The sequence below is a fragment of the Dyella jiangningensis genome, from assembly GCF_003264855.1.
Taxonomy (GTDB): Bacteria; Pseudomonadota; Gammaproteobacteria; order Xanthomonadales; family Rhodanobacteraceae; genus Dyella; species Dyella jiangningensis_C.
In genome coordinates this window covers 42,833-58,107 of sequence record NZ_NFZS01000001.1, presented here as the reverse complement: position 1 = coordinate 58,107, position 15,275 = coordinate 42,833, and the positions used below count along the sequence as shown (strand labels likewise).

The window sequence follows — 15,275 nt, the reverse complement described above, 5'->3', positions numbered from 1 at the left end:
GAGACTAGCCATGTGGCAACAGATGATCTGCGTCGTGCTGGTGCTGATCTCGCCACTGATCACCCTCTCGCCCGACGCTCCCACGCTCTTCACGCCAGGCGATCATGGCGATGCGGTCTCGCCCGCATTCACGCCGGATGGCAACACCGTGTATTTCATGCGCGGCACGGACCAGGGCGCGTCGGTGATGTCCTCGCGGCGGGTGAACGGAAAATGGGCGGCTCCGGTGGTGGCACCGTTCTCCGGCCACTGGCGCGATGGCGATCCGAGCATGGCGCCGGACGGCTCCTTCCTCGTGTTCGCGTCGAACCGGCCTGCGACCAATGACGGCCAGCCCATCGACGCGGTGCGCAACGGCAAGGTCTTCAAGGGCCAGGGCATGAACCTGTGGCGCGTGGATCGCAAGGGCGACGGTTGGAGCGAACCCGTGCGCCTTCCCGATGCGGTGAATACCTGCAACAGCACGTTCGCTCCCAGCATCGCGCAGGACGGCAGCATCTATTACATCGGCTGCGCGCCCGACGGCGTGCTGCGTCCGCTGCATACCGCCTACGAGAACGGCCGTTACACGGCGCCCTACGTGGTGGCGGTGGGCGACAAGCAGGCGCAGATCCGCGACGTCGCCATCGCGCCGGATCGCTCCTTCATGGTGTTCAGCATCAAGCTCGATCCCAGGCAGCCCTATCGGCTGGCCATTTCGTTCCACACCGCACAGAACTGGTCCGAGCCGCAGGACCTGGGCGATGCGGTGAACGGCGGCACCCACAGCATGGGTTCGCAGCTGGGTTGCGATCATCGCACGCTGTATTACTCCAGCGACCGCGCGACGCCGTCCGATGGTTCCGCGCCGGCGGCGAAGGGAGACGATCACATCTGGCGCATCTCGCTGCTGCCCTGGCTGGAGGCGCACGGCGAAACCGCGCCCACGGTGCCAGCGACGTGCACGACGGGCTGACGAGGCGGGCACGCCTTCAGGCACTGTCATCGCGCCTGGCGGGCCGCCACACTGCCGTGATCCGCCGTTGCGGCCTGCGCCCGGGAGGCGTCGCGTGTCCAACTCGATGAGCGTGCCACGCTGGAAAACCCAGGGGCTGGCCTTTGCGTTCTGGACGCTGCTGGCCGGCTCCTACACGGCCAGCGCCATCCTTTCCTCGATCAGCGAAGGCATGCCGGTGGTGTGGTATCGCCCGCTGGCGTGGAACTTCACCAACTTCTACCTGTGGATGTTGCTGACGCCACTGGTGGCGTGGCTGGGCCGGCGTACCGCGAGCCATGGCTGGGGCCGCTTCTTCGCGGTGCACCTGCCCGTGAGCGTGGTACTGGCGACACTGCAGGTGCTGATGATGCAGGCGATCTACTGGCAGCTGTGCGGACCACCGCTGTCCCAGCCGCACATGACCCTCGGCGCCTTCATGCGCATGCAGTTCGCGTACAACTTCCATCTGGCATGGATCACTTACGGCGTGCTGCTGGTGGTGTTGCGCGCGATCGACTCGCAGCGCCGCCTGCGCGACGAACGCCTGCGCAACTCGCAGCTGGAAACCCAGCTGGTGCAGTCGCAGCTGCAGACGCTGCGCGTGCAGCTGCAGCCGCACTTCCTGTTCAATACGCTGAACGCCATTTCCGCGCTGGCGCTGGCCGATCCGGTGCAGGCGCGGCTGATGATCGCGCGGCTCAGCGACTTCCTGCGGCTCACGCTGGAGGAACGCCACGCGCAACAGGTGCCGCTGTCGCGCGAGATGGAGTTCCTGCGGTGCTACCTCGGCATCCAGCAGGTGCGCTTCCAGGATCGTCTGACCACGCACCTGGATGTCGCCACCGATACGGTGCGCGCACTGGTGCCCAATATGATCCTGCAACCGCTGGTGGAAAACGCATTGCGGCATGGCCTGCTCGACAAGACCGAGCGCGGCACGCTGCATATCGTGACCCGCCGCGACGGCGACTCGCTGCTGCTGCGCGTCGACGACGACGGCATCGGCTTGCCGCCCGAAGGGCCGCGCGATGGCCTGGGCCTGGGCAATACCCGCACGCGGCTCGACATGCTGTTCGGCAGCGACGCCACGCTGGAGCTGCAACGCCGCATCGATGGCGGCACGCGCGTGGAGATGCGTTTTCCCTACCGCGAGTGCGCGGCATGAGCGCGCCGCCGATCCGCACGCTGCTGGTCGACGACGAGGTGCTGGCACGCCTCGCGATCCGGCAGGCGCTTGCTTCGCACCCGGACGTGGAGATCGTGGGCGAATGCGGCAATGCCGTCGAAGCGCAGCAGGCGATACGCGCGCTCGATCCCGACCTGCTGTTTCTCGACATCCGCATGCCCGGCATGGACGGCTTCAAGCTGCTGCATGGCCTCAAACGCGAAACCGCACCCATGGTGGTGTTCGCCACGGCATTCGGCCAGCACGCGCTGCGTGCCTTCGATGCCGATGCGATCGACTACGTGCTTAAGCCGATCGACCAGGAGCGCTTCGACCAGGCCATGGCGCGCGTACGACGGCATTGGCAGGGGCAGCATGCGCTGCCGGCGTCACCGCGGGCGACCGCACCGCCACCCAGCCCTTACCTGCAGCGCCTGAGCGTGCAGCACGGCGAGCATATCCGCGTGATTCCGGTGGACGACATCGACTGGCTGCGTGCCGACGGCAACTACGTGCATATCCGTGCGGGCACGGCGAGTTACTTACACCGCGAGTCGCTGCGGCAGCTGCTCGCGTCGCTCGATCCCTCACGCTTCCTGCGCATCCACCGCGGCATCGTGGTGAACGTGGAACGCATCCGCGAAGTGCATCCGCTGTTCCAGGGCAGCGCGGAAGTGGTGTTGCGCGATGGCACGCGGCTCAACCTCAGCCGCCGCTTCCGCATGCAGGCACGGCGCGCGCTCGGCATGGCATGAACCGTCCGTGGCGAGCAGGCAACCGCTCGTCACCGCCAATCAACCGCCCGACACGGAGCCGCTGCACCGAATGGGAACGCCACGCATGCTTGGTGCATACATCACGCCACGCAAAGGAAACCTTCCATGTCGCGCAAGCCGCTCAGCCTCGCGCTCTCGATCGCCGTCGCCGTCTCCGCCCTGGCCGCTGCCCATGCCGGCGAACTGGTCGGGCCGGGGGTGATTTCCACCGGCCTGCAGGAAACCTCGGCGGCGATCAGTCCGGACGGCCATACGCTGTATTTCATGCGTTCGGATTTCGCCGAGAAGGACGACACCATCCTCGTCTCGCATCAGCGCGATGGGCATTGGTCGACACCTGAGGTGGCGCCCTTCTCCGGCCAATGGCACGATTCGGAACCGGCGCTGTCGCCGGACGGCAAGCGGCTCTTCTTCGTCTCCAACCGTCCGCCGCACCCGGGCGATGCATCCGTCACGGCCGAGATGAACGGGCAGCATTTCGCGGGAACGCATCTGTGGTATGTCGAGCAGCAGGCCGATGGTCGTTGGGGCGAGCCCGTGCACGTCGATGGCGCGCACAACGATGGCGCGATGATCTACAACCCGTCGGTGGCGGCCAATGGCGATGTCTATTTCTCCGCGCACCGTGCGGATTCGGGCAAGCTCTACCAGATCTATGTCGCACGGCGCACCGGCCAAGGCTACGCCGCGCCGGAACGCGTGGACCTGGGCGATGTCGACCACAACCGCATGGATCCGTGTGTCGACCCGCAGCAGCGTTTCGTGGTCTACGCCGGCAACGAGGGCGATTCGCTCGGCAGCGCGGATCTCTACATCGCCTTTCGCGACGCCGGCGGCCACTGGGGCAAGCCCGTGCATCTGGATGGCGGGGTGAACAGCCCTTCCCTCGAGAACGCGCCGTCCCTGGGCCACCATTTCGGCGAGCTGTATGTCTCCAGCAACCGCCAGGCCGAGATGCGCTTTCCGAAGAACCGCGACGACAGCGCCTCGCTGCAACGGCGGTTGGAAGCGCCGCTCAACGGCTCACGCAACCTCTGGCTGTTCGATATCAGCGACGTGCTGAAAGCGCATGGCATCGACCATTGATCGCGAGCGGACGCAAAGTCACTGACGGAACCACGCCGCCACCGCCTTGCGCACGCTGGCGAGCGCCTGCGGATCGGAGGCCCATTGGTGGGATACGCCCGGCAGGCGCGTGAACTGCAGGCGCTGCGCGTGATCGCGATACAACGGCTTCAGCTGTTCGTCGAGATCGGCCAGCGCATGCGCATCGATCACCGAATCGTCGGCGCCCTGCAGGAAAAGCAGCGCGGGTGGCGGCGTGCCTTTGGCGATCTCGGCGACATGACGGATCGCATCCGTCCGTTGCGCCAGTTCGCGCGATGCGGGTGACCACGCGTAGGCGCGGCCGGTCACCTGTTCGTAGGCCTGCACCGAGGCCGTCAGCCCCGTCGATGGATTGATGAACACCGCGGCGTCGACAGCGGCCTGGCGTTGCGACATCGCATAGAGCGCTGCCGCGCCGCCGGCCGAAAAGCCCACCAGCCCGACCGCGCCGTCGCGCCGCAGGCAACCCTGCTGCGCAAGCGCCTGCACCACGTGCGGCAGTTCATCGCCGGCGCCCACGACCACCGGCTTGAAGACCTGCAGGCCAAGGTCCTCGCCCTGGCGCTGCGCGAGTTCCTTCATGCCACCCGGCAAGGCACGCTCACCGAAGAACGGAAGACCGAGATACACCTTCACCGCCGGCACGTCGTCGAGCGGCAAGGCCGCCATCATCGCGGTCTCGCTGGCGGGCGGCCCGAAGCCATGCCACAGGACGATCGGCGCGCGGCTCACCTGCTTCGGAATGCGCACGATGGCGGGCAAGCCGGCCAACGTCGTGCGTCGAACCTCGACGTCGGCGGCCGACGGTGACGCTGCGCACAGCGATGGTTCACCGCTGGCTCGCGCCGGGTCAGGCGAGGCGAGAGGCAATCCCAGCAACAGCAACGGCAGCGCCGTGAGGCGCGTGATCCAGGGAATCGTGGGAACGGTTGCGTTGGCTGCAGCGCGCATCGGAAACACTCGTCATCCGTGTTGCATCGACGCTACAGCAGCTTTCGGTACACCACAAATCCCGATCGGCACGCCACCTTGTCGTACAGCTGCATGGCGGTGGCGTTGGTTTCGTGGGTTTGCCAATACACGCGCGGCGAGCCGGCCTGCCGCGCGCGCTCGTACACGGCCTCGATGAGCGCGCGGCCCACGCCGAGCCCACGCGCGGCTTCCACGGTGAACAAGTCCTGCAGGTAGCAATGGTTATCGATGCTGGTCGTGCTGCGGTGGAACAGATAGTGCGCGAGGCCGAGCGGTTCGCCGTCGCGCTCGGCAACCAACGCGTGCACCGGTTCGTCGGCATCGAAAAAGCGTGCCCATGTCGACTGCGTGATCACCTCCGGCAGCGCGGTTTCACCGCTGCGGCCGTAGAAGGCGTTGTAGCCTTCCCACAACGGCTTCCATGCGCCGAAATCGTCGGCGGTGATGTCGCGCACCACCAGCGCCGCCATCAGCGCTGCACCATCCGCGCGAACCAGGCCCAGCCGCGCACGCGTTCGGCCACCAGCTTGGCACTGGTCAGCATCGGCACGGCGAGCAGCGCGCCGGGAATGCCCCACAGCCAGCCCCAGATCAGCAGCCACAACAGGATCGCGATCGGGCTCAGCCGCATGCGATGACCCTGGATCAGCGGCGTGATCACGTTGCCCTCCAGCGCCGTGATGCCGGCGAAGGTGAGCGCCGGCAGCAGCGCGGCGCCGGCATCGTTGAAGTTGAGCAGGCCCACGATGGCCAGCACCGTGGTGGTGGTGATCGCGCCCACATAGGGAATGTAGTTCGCCAGCATCGCCACCGTGCCCCACAGCAGGGGATCGGGCATGTGGTAGAGCCACAGCATGCCGGCGGTGATCGCACCCAGGCCCATGTTGATCAGCGTCGCGGTGAGGATGTAGCGCGAGACTTCATACTGGATGCTGCGCACGATCGACACCGCGTGCCGCTTGTAGCCGAAGCTCGGCGATGCTTCCACCAGTCGCCGCAACATCACGTCGCCATAGACGAGGAAGAAGAACACCAGCAGCACCACGGTCAGCACGCCCGCCAGCACTTTCGGCGTGGTGGCGACGACATCCCAGGCGCTGATGGACAGCGGCGGCGGTTGCTGCACCACCTGGCTGCGTACCTGGCCCGACAGGCTCTGTGTCGCGCGGTTCGCCGCTTCGAACGGCTGCATGAAGGTGCGCAGCTTGGGTACGAAGCCGCGGATCGCGGTGGGCGCCTCGTGGAACCAACCCATGGCCGGCTGCGCCAGCATGCCCACGCCAGCGCCGATGCCGGTGATCAGGCCGATCATCAACACGCTCGCGCCCAGCCAGCGCGGGATGTGCCACTGCGCGCCACGCGCCACGATGGGGTTGAGCGCGAGGCCGATGAACGATGCGAGCACCAGCGGTATCAGCAATTGCTTGGTCAGGGTGACGGTATAGAGCAGCGCCAGCATGACGAAGATGTTGAGCACGATGCGGATGCTGCGCAGGTGGCGCCGCGCGCTCTGCGTACGTATCACGCGCATCACGTCCTGGCGCGGCTGGCGCCGAGGCACCATGGCCTCCACCGCGACGGTCCGCACCTCTCCCTCGGCGGGGGGAGGCGTTGAAGTAGGATCGACGACGTTCATGTAGGGTCGAAGCTGTCCTGCGCGAATTCGGCCAGCAAGCGCGCGCCCTGCCCGACCAGCTCGGCGGCCGTGCCGCTGAGCAACGCGCCCAGACCCGGCACGCGCAGCGGATGGACGTTGAGCTGGCCCAGCACGAAACCCGCGCCAGCAGCTGCGCCCACGGTGGTCAGCGGATAGCGCTGCCCTCTCGACAGCAAGGCATGGGCTGGCACGGCCAGTTCGTGGCGGGCGTCCTGCGCGCGCGTTTGTGCGCTACGTACGGCCTGCAGCTGCTTCAAGAGGCTCATGGCGCATCCTCGGAGCGGGTATCCACCTGCGAATCGGGACGATGCAGGACCTCGCGCATCATCGCATTCCACTCGCCGCGCGTCGCCGGCAGGGTCATCCAGTGCATGCAGCGTCGGAACAGCACGATGGCGCCGACCAAAATACCCAGCTCCAGCAGCGCCAGCACCGCCAGCGCCCATGTCCATGAGCCAAACCACTGCGCCAGCAGCCATCCCGCCAACCCCAGCAGGGTGACGCCCAGGCCCACCGCCGCCACCATCGCGACCAGCGCCGCGGCGAGCAACCAATGCACCGCGCTGCGCGCCAGGCCGAGTTCCGCCGCCAGCAGTCGCAGCTGTGCGCCGAACAAGGTGTGGAGGGCACGGCCAAACCGTCCCAGATCATCCAGCAGACCGGGCGGTGGAGGCGGAGCCGGTGATGCTTCGGGTGCCCCCGCGTTACTGCCGCTTTCGGTCTGGTCCATCCGGTGCCCTCGTCGCGTCAGCGACGAAGTATGCGGCCAAGCAGCCAGCCTGCGCCAAGCGCGATGGCCACGGACTGCACGGGCTTCTCGCGGACGTACTCGCGCGCGCGATCCAGCCATTCGTCGGCGCGATCGATGGCGTCGTCATAGGCCTCGCGCCCACGCTGGCGATATTCGTCGGCCTTTTCGGTAGCCCGCGTGGCGGCGTCGGCGGCCTTGTCGGTGGCGCGATGCAGGCTTTCCTCGACGTGGTCGGCAGCGCGATCGACGGCTTCCTTGGTGCTCGTCACGGCGCTGGAGGTGGCCTGCTTGATGCGCTCGGCACGATCTTCGATGCGCTCGGCAGCCGTGCTGCCGATGTCCTCTGGCGCCTGGACCTGCTTGTTCATGAGGTTCTCCGGTGAGCGTTATGCGATATGGCCAGACTAGCGACCGCGTATCGGGGCTGGCGAGCCCCGATACGCCATTCGATCAGCTGGCGCGGCGAAAGAAGGCGATCACGGCGAGGATCAAGAAGACGATGAACAGGATCTTTGCAATGCCGGCTGCCGCGCCGGCGATTCCCGTGAAGCCGAACAGGGCCGCGATGATGGCGATGACCAGAAATACCAGGGCGTAGTGCAGCATGGGTTTTTCCTCTCGACGGGGCAGTGCTTCGCCCCGTGTCATTCATCCACAGCCCATGCCTTGTGCGCGTGAAAATCTCGGTTCGCCCACGCCACGTTGGGCCCCGTTCACGCTGTTCAGGCCAGCGCGGGATTGAGCGTATACGTGCCCATCAGCTCCGCTTCGGCCAGCACGTGCCCATCCATCGCAGCTCTCAGTTCGGTCACGGTGAAGCCGTCGGCAAGCTTCAGGTGTTCCACGTCCAGCGCATACAGGCGGAAGTGGTAATGGTGCACGAGCGAATCGTTCCACGGTGGGCACGGGCCGTCATAACCCAGGTATTCGCCCTTCATGTCCGCGTCACCGGCGAACCAGCCGGTGTAGTCGTTGCGGCCCTGCACGCTGCCCGGCGGACCGTACGGTGCACGCTTGCCGTGCGCCACGATGCCGTCGCTGCAGGCGCCTTCCGCCAGTTCGCCGCATTCCACCGGAATATTGGCCATCAACCAGTGCACGAATTCCACGCGCGGAAGATCGGCCGGCACGGTGCGGCCTTCCTTGTTGACGTCATCGGGCTTGCTCGGCACGTCGAAGTCGATGCACATGAGCACGAACGAACGCGTCGCGAGCGGCGCTTCCTTCCATGCCAGATGCGGGCTCAGGTTGTCGGAGAGCGCCACCGGCTGCCCGATCTTGCAGAACGCATTGGCAGGCGGGATCGCTTGCCCGTGGGTGAAATGGTCGCTGCGCAGTTGCACGGTGTTTCTCCTGCAGAGGTCTCGGAAGCGTCGCGCCGCATCGTAGCGGACGCGGCCTTGCGTCAGGGCTGATAGGTCACGCGATAGATCGCGCCGGCAAGATCGTCGCTCACCAGCAGGCTGCCGTCGGGCAGCGGCTGCACGTCCGCCGGGCGGCCCCAGGCCGTCTCGTTCTGCTGGAAGCCTTCGATCAGCGGTTCATACGAGAGCACCTTGTCGCCATGGAGCCGCACCGTCATCACGCGATAGCCCGACTTCTTGGTGCGGTTCCACGAACCGTGCTCGGCGACGATGATCGCGCCCTTGTAGCTGGCGGGAAACTGCTTGCCTTCGTAGAAGCGCAATCCCAGCGAAGCGACGTGGGCGCCCAGCTTCAGCACGGACGGCGTGTAGTCCTTGCAGTTCTTGCCCTTGCCGAACTCGGGGTCGAGCATATCGCCCTGGTGGCAATACGGGTAACCGAAATGCTCGCCGATGTGCGACAGGCGGTTGAGCTCGTCGCTGGGCACTTCATCGCCCAGCAGGTCGCGTCCGTTGTCGCTGAACCACATCTGCTTGGTACCCGGCTGCCAGTCGAAGCCGACCGTGTTGCGGATGCCGTAGGCGACGTCTTCCAGGCCACTGCCATCCGGATTCATGCGCGTGATCTTGGCGTACGCCTTGCCCTTGTCGCAGATGTTGCATGGCGCGCCGATCGGCACGTAGAGCTTGCCGTCGGGGCCGAACGCGATGAACTTCCAGCCGTGGTGCGTTTCGGTCGGAAACTTGTCGTACACCACTTCCGGCTTCGGCGGATCGTCCAGATGGTTTTCGATGTCGCGCAGCACGTAGATCTTGCTGACCGCGGAAACGTAGAGATCGCCATGGTGGAACGCGACGCCCACCGGCAGCTCCAGGCCGCTGGCGACCACGCGCACCTTGTCGGCGTGACCGCTGCCTTTGCTGTCGGTCAGCGCATACACCTTGCCGGCATTGTTGGAGCCCACGAACACCGTGCCCTTCGCGCCCAGGGTGATTTCGCGCGCATTCGCCACGTCGTCGGCATAGACGGCGATGTGGAACCCCTTGGGCAGCGTTAGCTTGTCCAGCTGCGGCGCCGCGCTGGCCGTGTGGACGGCCAGGAGGCCAAACAGTGCGAACATCCAGCGACGCATGGGCAAGCCTCTCCGTTGACGGAAAGGCTGAAGCGTAGCGCGACGGCCGCGCACCTTCCACGACGGCATGATGGCAACGCTTCGGGGGGTGTGTTTCGACGATCGCGCGGAGCAGGAAAACGGCCACCGCGCAATCACTTGGCTAGGGAACGTCAGGCAGCGAGTAAGCCAGTTCGTAGTGATGCACGCCATCGGCGATGCGGATGGTCAGCGTGCCGGCGATGCCGCTCAGTCCGTCGGTGCCCGAATCGGGCACGATGGTGATCGACAGCTGCGGCGTACCGCGGTTCATGACGCCGTTGTGCTGCAGCGCAAAGCTGCCTTCGCGGCCGTGCAGGGCGGCCTGGACACGCTCCATCGCCACATAGCCGGCGGAACCGTCGATCGCCGTGCCCACCGCAAGCATCTGCCCGCGACCCACGCCCTCGAGATCGCCCTTGAAATGCTTCTCGAGCGCCATGCGCCCGACGCTGGGATCGCCCACGCCCTCCGCGAAGGATTGCGGCGTGATCGTTACGTCGAAAGTGCCCTGGGCATGCATGGCCATATCCACTCTCCCTTATGGAATATTTGCTCGCGGGCGGCATGCGGGAATGCATGCAGCGCCACCATCAATGATGGATCCGCGACGCCCTCACGGCCGGCGCGGAACACGGATACTACGACGCGATCGCGTTGAACCGCGCGGCAATGTACTCATCCGTGAAGCTGGTCATGTCCCAGCCGCGAATGAACCCGCAATGGCCGCCATAGGCCGAGATATCCAGCTCCACGTTGGCCGGCAGCTCCAGCTTGTCGAACGCGTCCACCGGGATCACGGGGTCGTCACGCGCCGTGAGGATCGTCGCCGGCACATGCAGGTCGGCCAGCGCGCGGCCCGCGACCGAATAGCCGTCCAGATAGGCTTCCAGCGAACCGAAGTCGGTATGCCGCGCCACCAGCGACGCAGTCAGGCCGCGCAGGTTCTGCTTCAGCTCGGACAATTCGAAGTATTGCTGCTGCGGAAACGCGGCCTGCTTGGCCTGCAACGAGCGACGCCACTTGTGCATGAAGTACGCCTGGTAGAACCACGGCGCGGAAGCTTCCAGCGAGAACAACCCTTCGCTGGGATCGATGATCGGGCACACCGCCAGCGCGTAGCTCAGCGGCAGTCCGGCCGAGGGCGCGCGCAAGGCGGCGCGCAGCGCGAAGTTGCCGCCCAGTGAAAATCCCGCCAACGCCATGGGCCGGTTGGGATAGCGTTGCGCGATATCGCCCAGCGCGTTCACCACTTCATCGATGCGGCAGGAATGGAACAGCGCCTCGTTGAGATGATGGCTGTCGCCGTGATCGCGGAAATTCAGGCGGAAGATGTCCCAGCCATCGGCCAGCAGCCGGCTGCCGGTCTGCAGCACGTAGGTGGAATCGACGCTGCCTTCCCAGCCGTGGAACAGTACGGCCAGGCCGCGCGGCTGCGGCTTCGCCTTCTGTGCGGTGTAGGCGCCGGTGAGGCGCACGCCATCGCCGCCGCTCACCATGACCGGCTCGGCTCCTTCCATCACCGCCTGCGCCGCCTTCGGCAGCAGCACGCGCCGCACGCCGCTGGAGGACAGCATGGTCTGGATGTGCCCGCTGCGCAGCGGCCACGGCGGCAGGAAATCCTTTCCCTTCGGCAGAGTCATGCGCGGCTGTCGTGGTTCGGCTGGTCTTCCAGCGCCTGGGCGATGCGTTCGCGCGACAGCTCCGCCATGCGGCGTCGCGCATCGGGCGTGGCCGGCACGGGTTCGAGGAAATGAACTTCCGCATCCAGCGGCGCTTCGCCGAGCAGGCGCAGAAAGTTCTGCATGAAGTTTTCGTGCTCGCGGAAGCCGGCGTCGATCACCCGGTGCCCGTCGCGCGCAAAACGCAGCGCCACCGGCTGCACCGGCACCCCGGCATCGAGCGCCGCCTGGAAGATCCGCGCATGGAACACGCGCAACACGCCGTTGTGGCCCGTGCCGCCTTCGGGAAACACCGCCACCGAACGCCCGCCACGCAGCCGCTCCACCATCACCTGCATGACCGCCGCCAGCGAGTGGTTGCTGCCGCGGCGATGGAAGATCGTGCCGCCAGCCGACGCCAGCCAGCCCACCAGCGGCCAGCTGGCGATCTCGGCCTTGGCCACGAAGCAGGCCGCGCGCTGGCTGTGCAGCAGTTCGATGTCGATCCACGAGGTGTGGTTGGCAACGAACAGCACGGGATCGGCCAGCGGCTGGCCCACCCGCACGGAGCGCAGGCCGAACACCCGCAGCAGCGCGGTGGACCACCAGCGGATCATGCGATGCGTGAACGGCTCGCGGCCGTCCCTCATCACCGCGTCGCGGTTCCAGGTCAGCACCAGCGCGCACAGCAGGATGCCCAGCACGATGTGCAGCAGCAGCAGCGGTACGCGCCAGGCGTAACGCAGGGGTCGCATCAGGTCTCGGGCCGGGGCGGAAACGGTGTGGGTACTCATCAGTCCAGTTAGTTTAGCGTTAGTCGAGGCGATCCTGTGCCCCAGGCGCGCGCTTCAGCGTTCCACAGGATTCAGCGGTAAAGCAGCGGATCGCTTCACGGTACGCAGGACAAAACTGGAATTGACGTCGGCCACGCCCGCAGCGTTCAACAGCCGGTCGAGCAGGAACCTCGAAAAATCCTGCAGGTCCGCCACAAAGACGTGCAGCAGGTAGTCCATGTCGCCGGTGAGCGCATAGCACGCCACCACTTCGTCCCAGCCGTTGACCAGCTCCACGAAGCGCTCCACGGCCGCGCTCTCGTGCTTGGTGAGCTGCACGCGCACGAACGCCTGCAGCCCCAGTCCCACCGCCTGCGGGTCCACCTGGGCGGTATAGCCGGTCAGGATGCCGTCCGACTCCAGCCGCTGCACCCGGCGCAGGCAGGCGGAGGGAGAGAGGCTGACCTTCTCGGCCAACTCGGCATTGGTGATCCGGCCGTCGCTCTGGAGCACGGCAAGAATGCGCAGGTCGGTACGATCCAGATCGGGCATGGCAATGAATTTTCGGCTTTAGGCGTAGTGACGCAATATTATTGCTTGAACGGGCCTTTGGGCTGCAACAAAACAATCTTCGTGCGCGGGAACGGCCCTATGCTGAGGGCATCTTCCTATCACCCGGCCCCCGCAGCCAGGAGCCCGCCATGAGCAGCACGCCCCGCCGCGTCGAACATCACCAGACCGACCGTGGCTATGTCCCCGTCTACGCCACCGGCGTCGTCGAACAGCCGTGGGCGCAGTACAGCCAGACCGACCATCAGGTGTGGGACACCCTCTACAAGCGCCAGCGCGAACTGCTGCCCGGTCGCGCCTGCCAGGAGTTCCTCGACGGCGTGGAGCGCTTCGGCCTGGGTGACGGCGGCATCCCCAAGTTCGCCGACCTGAACAAGGTGCTGGGCGAGACCACCGGCTGGGAACTCGTGGCCGTGGAAGGCCTGCTGCCCGATGAAGTGTTCTTCGACCATCTGGCCCACCGCCGTTTTCCGGTGAGCTGGTGGATCCGCAAACCCGAGCAGCTCGATTATCTCAGCGAGCCTGACCTGTTCCACGACCTGTTCGGCCACGTGCCGCTGCTGCTGAACCCGATCTTCGCCGACTACATGCAGGCCTACGGCCGCGGCGGCATGAAGGCGTTCGCCATCGGTCCCGAAGCGCTGATGAACCTCACCCGGCTGTACTGGTACACGGTGGAATTCGGGCTGATCAACACCAAGGACGGCATGCGCATCTACGGCGCCGGCATCGTCAGCTCCAAGGGCGAGTCGATCTACTCGCTGGACTCGGCCTCGCCCAACCGCATCGGCTTCGGCCTCGAGCGCGTGATGAGCACGCGCTACCGCATCGACACCTACCAGCAGACCTACTTCGTGATCGACAGCTTCGAGCAGCTGTTCGAAGCCACCCGCCCCGACTTCACGCCGATCTACGCCAAGCTGCGCGAAGAGGTCCCTCATGCTGCCGGCGATGTACTCGACAGCGACCGGGTGTTCACGCGGGGCAACCGCGAGGGCTGGGCGACTAACGCGGATACGTGAGAAGCGGCAAGCACGGCGCTGGATTTGCCCATCCATCGCCTGCATGGTTTACCGCCCCGGCCGAGGCTTCTGAACGGTGCGTCTACACGGAGACGTGCAATCCATGAGACCGCGGGCGCCAACTGCGCCGCTCACCAAAAATAAGAGATCAGTCGAGGACAGAAGGATTTTCCTCGGCATGGGCAATCCCTTGCAGTGCTTCAATATCCAAGATATCGATCGCTTGGCGACGCTGCCTGACCCAGCCAGCCCGCGCCATTGCACCCAGATGACGGGATACCACCTCGCGCGCGGTGCCGATATCCGTCGCCAATGCGGCGTGCGTCATGGTCACGGCTCCGTCTTGCATCCTTGCAAGCAGTAGCCTTGCGAGGCGCAGTCCCGGGCTCTCCCCGATGAGACTTTCGACACGCATCATCAACGCGCCGATCCGCATCGAGTACTGCCTGAATACAAATCTTCGGAATGTCGCATTCGCATCGAGCTGTGCGTGGAACATAGCTGCGGGAAGCAACAACGCCATCGTGTCGCGGTCCGTTCTCGCGATCACCTGATAGCGCTGTTTTTCGATAAGGCAGGCTGCAGACACGGCACATCCCTCGCCATGCTGCATCCGGTAGAACACCACCTCATGCCCTGATCGTCCTGGCCGGCATACACGCACATCTCCGGCCAGCACAATCGGGTAGTGGCGACACGGATCCCCCACGCGAAACAGCACCGTCCCCTTCGGCACCTGCGTAACAAGCGCACGAATATTCGGCAGAACTTGCAAACCGAGGCGTCGCAGCTCGGTGTCGATGATTTCATCACCGCTACTAGCCCGCTGAATCACTCGCTTCCCTCATTTGCTCTTCGGCGTTTTCGTTCGCGCATCCTCTTCCACCTTCGCATCATTGAAGGCTGCTACGTGCACTCAGCGCCCGCACTTGGATGCCTTGCATGTGCGCAACCCGAAGACGCGATAGAGCGGGCACCAACTGACGATGGCGGTAACCAACGGAACGATGCCGATCCAGCCCCAGGATGTGCGCGGTCCCACGTAGACCAACGCGATAAGCACACCGCCGATGACGATGCGGATGATTTGATCCATTGTTCCCACGTTTTTGCCGGCCATCTTCATCTCCTTGGTTGATATGGCCAGCGACGTTAGGGAGTGGGGGCCTCATCGTCAGTGACTTTGTCACCGACCTTCTCTTGGAGAAATGTCGCACGCACCTCAGCGAGCAAGTACGTGCCATACGTGGAGATCCGGGCTGATCGTCAGTAAGGCATGCGTCCGTATGCCCTAGTCACGCTTGATGCAAGTCAAAACTGCACAACGAAA

General features: G+C 65.5%; 20 protein-coding genes. 5 read left to right on the top strand and 15 right to left on the bottom strand.

Annotated elements, in window-relative coordinates:
* The first annotated feature begins 10 nt into the window (after positions 1 to 10).
* The 4 genes from CA260_RS00280 (at position 11) to CA260_RS00265 (ending at position 4,003) form a co-directional block, all read left to right on the top strand.
* The gene (locus CA260_RS00280; RefSeq protein WP_111980499.1) at positions 11 to 955 is read left to right on the top strand and encodes a TolB family protein; all 945 of its coding nucleotides are present in this window, start codon (positions 11 to 13) and stop codon (positions 953 to 955) included.
* Between the two features lie 94 nt (positions 956 to 1,049).
* Positions 1,050 to 2,141 carry a sensor histidine kinase gene (locus tag CA260_RS00275; RefSeq protein ID WP_238149574.1) on the top strand — a complete coding sequence of 364 codons (1,092 nt, stop codon included), beginning with the start codon at positions 1,050 to 1,052 and terminating at the stop codon, positions 2,139 to 2,141.
* A complete protein-coding gene (locus tag CA260_RS00270; RefSeq protein ID WP_111982923.1) occupies positions 2,138 to 2,896 on the top strand; it encodes a LytR/AlgR family response regulator transcription factor in 759 nt (252 codons plus the stop codon). The genes CA260_RS00275 and CA260_RS00270 overlap by 4 nt, the downstream gene beginning before the upstream one ends.
* Before the next feature lie 126 nt (positions 2,897 to 3,022).
* Positions 3,023 to 4,003: a PD40 domain-containing protein gene (locus tag CA260_RS00265; protein ID WP_111980497.1), complete on the top strand. Its 981-nt coding sequence runs from the start codon at positions 3,023 to 3,025 to the stop codon at positions 4,001 to 4,003.
* An 18-nt stretch (positions 4,004 to 4,021) separates the two neighbouring features.
* Here CA260_RS00265 and CA260_RS00260 read toward each other — a convergent pair whose 3' ends face one another.
* The 13 genes from CA260_RS00260 to CA260_RS00200 form a co-directional block, all read right to left on the bottom strand.
* The gene (locus CA260_RS00260; RefSeq protein WP_111980496.1) at positions 4,022 to 4,975 is read right to left on the bottom strand and encodes an alpha/beta hydrolase family protein; all 954 of its coding nucleotides are present in this window, start codon (positions 4,973 to 4,975) and stop codon (positions 4,022 to 4,024) included.
* Positions 4,976 to 5,007: 32 nt separating this feature from the next.
* A complete protein-coding gene (locus CA260_RS00255; RefSeq protein WP_111980495.1) occupies positions 5,008 to 5,466 on the bottom strand; it encodes a GNAT family N-acetyltransferase in 459 nt (152 codons plus the stop codon).
* A complete protein-coding gene (locus tag CA260_RS00250; RefSeq protein ID WP_238149573.1) occupies positions 5,466 to 6,560 on the bottom strand; it encodes an AI-2E family transporter in 1,095 nt (364 codons plus the stop codon). Before CA260_RS00250 ends, CA260_RS00255 begins: the two co-directional genes overlap by 1 nt.
* 68 nt (positions 6,561 to 6,628) lie before the next feature.
* The gene (locus CA260_RS00245; RefSeq protein ID WP_111980493.1) at positions 6,629 to 6,919 is read right to left on the bottom strand and encodes a hypothetical protein; all 291 of its coding nucleotides are present in this window, start codon (positions 6,917 to 6,919) and stop codon (positions 6,629 to 6,631) included.
* Positions 6,916 to 7,383 (bottom strand): ABC transporter ATP-binding protein, encoded by a 468-nt coding sequence (locus tag CA260_RS00240; protein WP_111980492.1) that lies wholly within the window; start codon positions 7,381 to 7,383, stop codon positions 6,916 to 6,918. The genes CA260_RS00245 and CA260_RS00240 overlap by 4 nt, the downstream gene beginning before the upstream one ends.
* Before the next feature lie 17 nt (positions 7,384 to 7,400).
* A complete protein-coding gene (locus CA260_RS00235) occupies positions 7,401 to 7,772 on the bottom strand; it encodes a DUF883 family protein (protein WP_111980491.1) in 372 nt (123 codons plus the stop codon).
* Positions 7,773 to 7,854: 82 nt separating this feature from the next.
* Positions 7,855 to 8,010 carry a DUF1328 domain-containing protein gene (locus CA260_RS00230; RefSeq protein ID WP_111980490.1) on the bottom strand — a complete coding sequence of 52 codons (156 nt, stop codon included), beginning with the start codon at positions 8,008 to 8,010 and terminating at the stop codon, positions 7,855 to 7,857.
* A 116-nt stretch (positions 8,011 to 8,126) separates the two neighbouring features.
* Positions 8,127 to 8,747 (bottom strand): YbhB/YbcL family Raf kinase inhibitor-like protein, encoded by a 621-nt coding sequence (locus CA260_RS00225; protein ID WP_111980489.1) that lies wholly within the window; start codon positions 8,745 to 8,747, stop codon positions 8,127 to 8,129.
* Positions 8,748 to 8,809: 62 nt separating this feature from the next.
* Positions 8,810 to 9,901: a PQQ-dependent sugar dehydrogenase gene (locus tag CA260_RS00220; protein ID WP_111980488.1), complete on the bottom strand. Its 1,092-nt coding sequence runs from the start codon at positions 9,899 to 9,901 to the stop codon at positions 8,810 to 8,812.
* Between the two features lie 142 nt (positions 9,902 to 10,043).
* Positions 10,044 to 10,448 carry a DUF3224 domain-containing protein gene (locus tag CA260_RS00215; RefSeq protein ID WP_111980487.1) on the bottom strand — a complete coding sequence of 135 codons (405 nt, stop codon included), beginning with the start codon at positions 10,446 to 10,448 and terminating at the stop codon, positions 10,044 to 10,046.
* Positions 10,449 to 10,560: 112 nt separating this feature from the next.
* Positions 10,561 to 11,562, bottom strand: a complete 1,002-nt coding sequence (locus CA260_RS00210) for a YheT family hydrolase (protein WP_111980486.1) — start codon at positions 11,560 to 11,562, stop codon at positions 10,561 to 10,563.
* Positions 11,559 to 12,335: a lysophospholipid acyltransferase family protein gene (locus CA260_RS00205; RefSeq protein WP_425479664.1), complete on the bottom strand. Its 777-nt coding sequence runs from the start codon at positions 12,333 to 12,335 to the stop codon at positions 11,559 to 11,561. The genes CA260_RS00210 and CA260_RS00205 overlap by 4 nt, the downstream gene beginning before the upstream one ends.
* Before the next feature lie 93 nt (positions 12,336 to 12,428).
* Complete coding sequence (locus tag CA260_RS00200) at positions 12,429 to 12,905, bottom strand: Lrp/AsnC family transcriptional regulator (protein WP_111980484.1); 477 nt, start codon at positions 12,903 to 12,905, stop codon at positions 12,429 to 12,431.
* Positions 12,906 to 13,054: 149 nt separating this feature from the next.
* Between CA260_RS00200 and phhA the strand changes: the two genes are divergently transcribed.
* The gene (phhA, locus tag CA260_RS00195) at positions 13,055 to 13,945 is read left to right on the top strand and encodes a phenylalanine 4-monooxygenase (protein ID WP_111980483.1); all 891 of its coding nucleotides are present in this window, start codon (positions 13,055 to 13,057) and stop codon (positions 13,943 to 13,945) included.
* A gap of 148 nt (positions 13,946 to 14,093) precedes the next feature.
* Here phhA and CA260_RS00190 read toward each other — a convergent pair whose 3' ends face one another.
* Positions 14,094 to 14,780: a Crp/Fnr family transcriptional regulator gene (locus CA260_RS00190; protein ID WP_111980482.1), complete on the bottom strand. Its 687-nt coding sequence runs from the start codon at positions 14,778 to 14,780 to the stop codon at positions 14,094 to 14,096.
* Between the two features lie 81 nt (positions 14,781 to 14,861).
* A complete protein-coding gene (locus CA260_RS00185; RefSeq protein ID WP_111982922.1) occupies positions 14,862 to 15,065 on the bottom strand; it encodes a YgaP family membrane protein in 204 nt (67 codons plus the stop codon).
* Between the last annotated feature and the right edge of the window lie 210 nt (positions 15,066 to 15,275).

What these genes read in the sequence shown, in the direction of transcription:
- CA260_RS00280 (WP_111980499.1), top strand. Translation starts at nt 11, where the DNA reads ATGTGGCAACAGATGATCTGCGTCGTGCTGGTGCTGATCTCGCCACTG.
- CA260_RS00270 (WP_111982923.1), top strand. Translation starts at nt 2,138, where the DNA reads ATGAGCGCGCCGCCGATCCGCACGCTGCTGGTCGACGACGAGGTGCTG.
- CA260_RS00265 (WP_111980497.1), top strand. Translation starts at nt 3,023, where the DNA reads ATGTCGCGCAAGCCGCTCAGCCTCGCGCTCTCGATCGCCGTCGCCGTC.
- CA260_RS00260 (WP_111980496.1), bottom strand. Translation starts at nt 4,975, where the DNA reads ATGCGCGCTGCAGCCAACGCAACCGTTCCCACGATTCCCTGGATCACG.
- CA260_RS00255 (WP_111980495.1), bottom strand. Translation starts at nt 5,466, where the DNA reads ATGGCGGCGCTGGTGGTGCGCGACATCACCGCCGACGATTTCGGCGCA.
- CA260_RS00250 (WP_238149573.1), bottom strand. Translation starts at nt 6,560, where the DNA reads ATGGTGCCTCGGCGCCAGCCGCGCCAGGACGTGATGCGCGTGATACGT.
- CA260_RS00245 (WP_111980493.1), bottom strand. Translation starts at nt 6,919, where the DNA reads ATGAGCCTCTTGAAGCAGCTGCAGGCCGTACGTAGCGCACAAACGCGC.
- CA260_RS00240 (WP_111980492.1), bottom strand. Translation starts at nt 7,383, where the DNA reads ATGGACCAGACCGAAAGCGGCAGTAACGCGGGGGCACCCGAAGCATCA.
- CA260_RS00235 (WP_111980491.1), bottom strand. Translation starts at nt 7,772, where the DNA reads ATGAACAAGCAGGTCCAGGCGCCAGAGGACATCGGCAGCACGGCTGCC.
- CA260_RS00230 (WP_111980490.1), bottom strand. Translation starts at nt 8,010, where the DNA reads ATGCTGCACTACGCCCTGGTATTTCTGGTCATCGCCATCATCGCGGCC.
- CA260_RS00220 (WP_111980488.1), bottom strand. Translation starts at nt 9,901, where the DNA reads ATGCGTCGCTGGATGTTCGCACTGTTTGGCCTCCTGGCCGTCCACACG.
- CA260_RS00215 (WP_111980487.1), bottom strand. Translation starts at nt 10,448, where the DNA reads ATGGCCATGCATGCCCAGGGCACTTTCGACGTAACGATCACGCCGCAA.
- CA260_RS00210 (WP_111980486.1), bottom strand. Translation starts at nt 11,562, where the DNA reads ATGACTCTGCCGAAGGGAAAGGATTTCCTGCCGCCGTGGCCGCTGCGC.
- CA260_RS00205 (WP_425479664.1), bottom strand. Translation starts at nt 12,335, where the DNA reads ATGCGACCCCTGCGTTACGCCTGGCGCGTACCGCTGCTGCTGCTGCAC.
- CA260_RS00200 (WP_111980484.1), bottom strand. Translation starts at nt 12,905, where the DNA reads ATGCCCGATCTGGATCGTACCGACCTGCGCATTCTTGCCGTGCTCCAG.
- phhA (WP_111980483.1), top strand. Translation starts at nt 13,055, where the DNA reads ATGAGCAGCACGCCCCGCCGCGTCGAACATCACCAGACCGACCGTGGC.
- CA260_RS00185 (WP_111982922.1), bottom strand. Translation starts at nt 15,065, where the DNA reads ATGGCCGGCAAAAACGTGGGAACAATGGATCAAATCATCCGCATCGTC.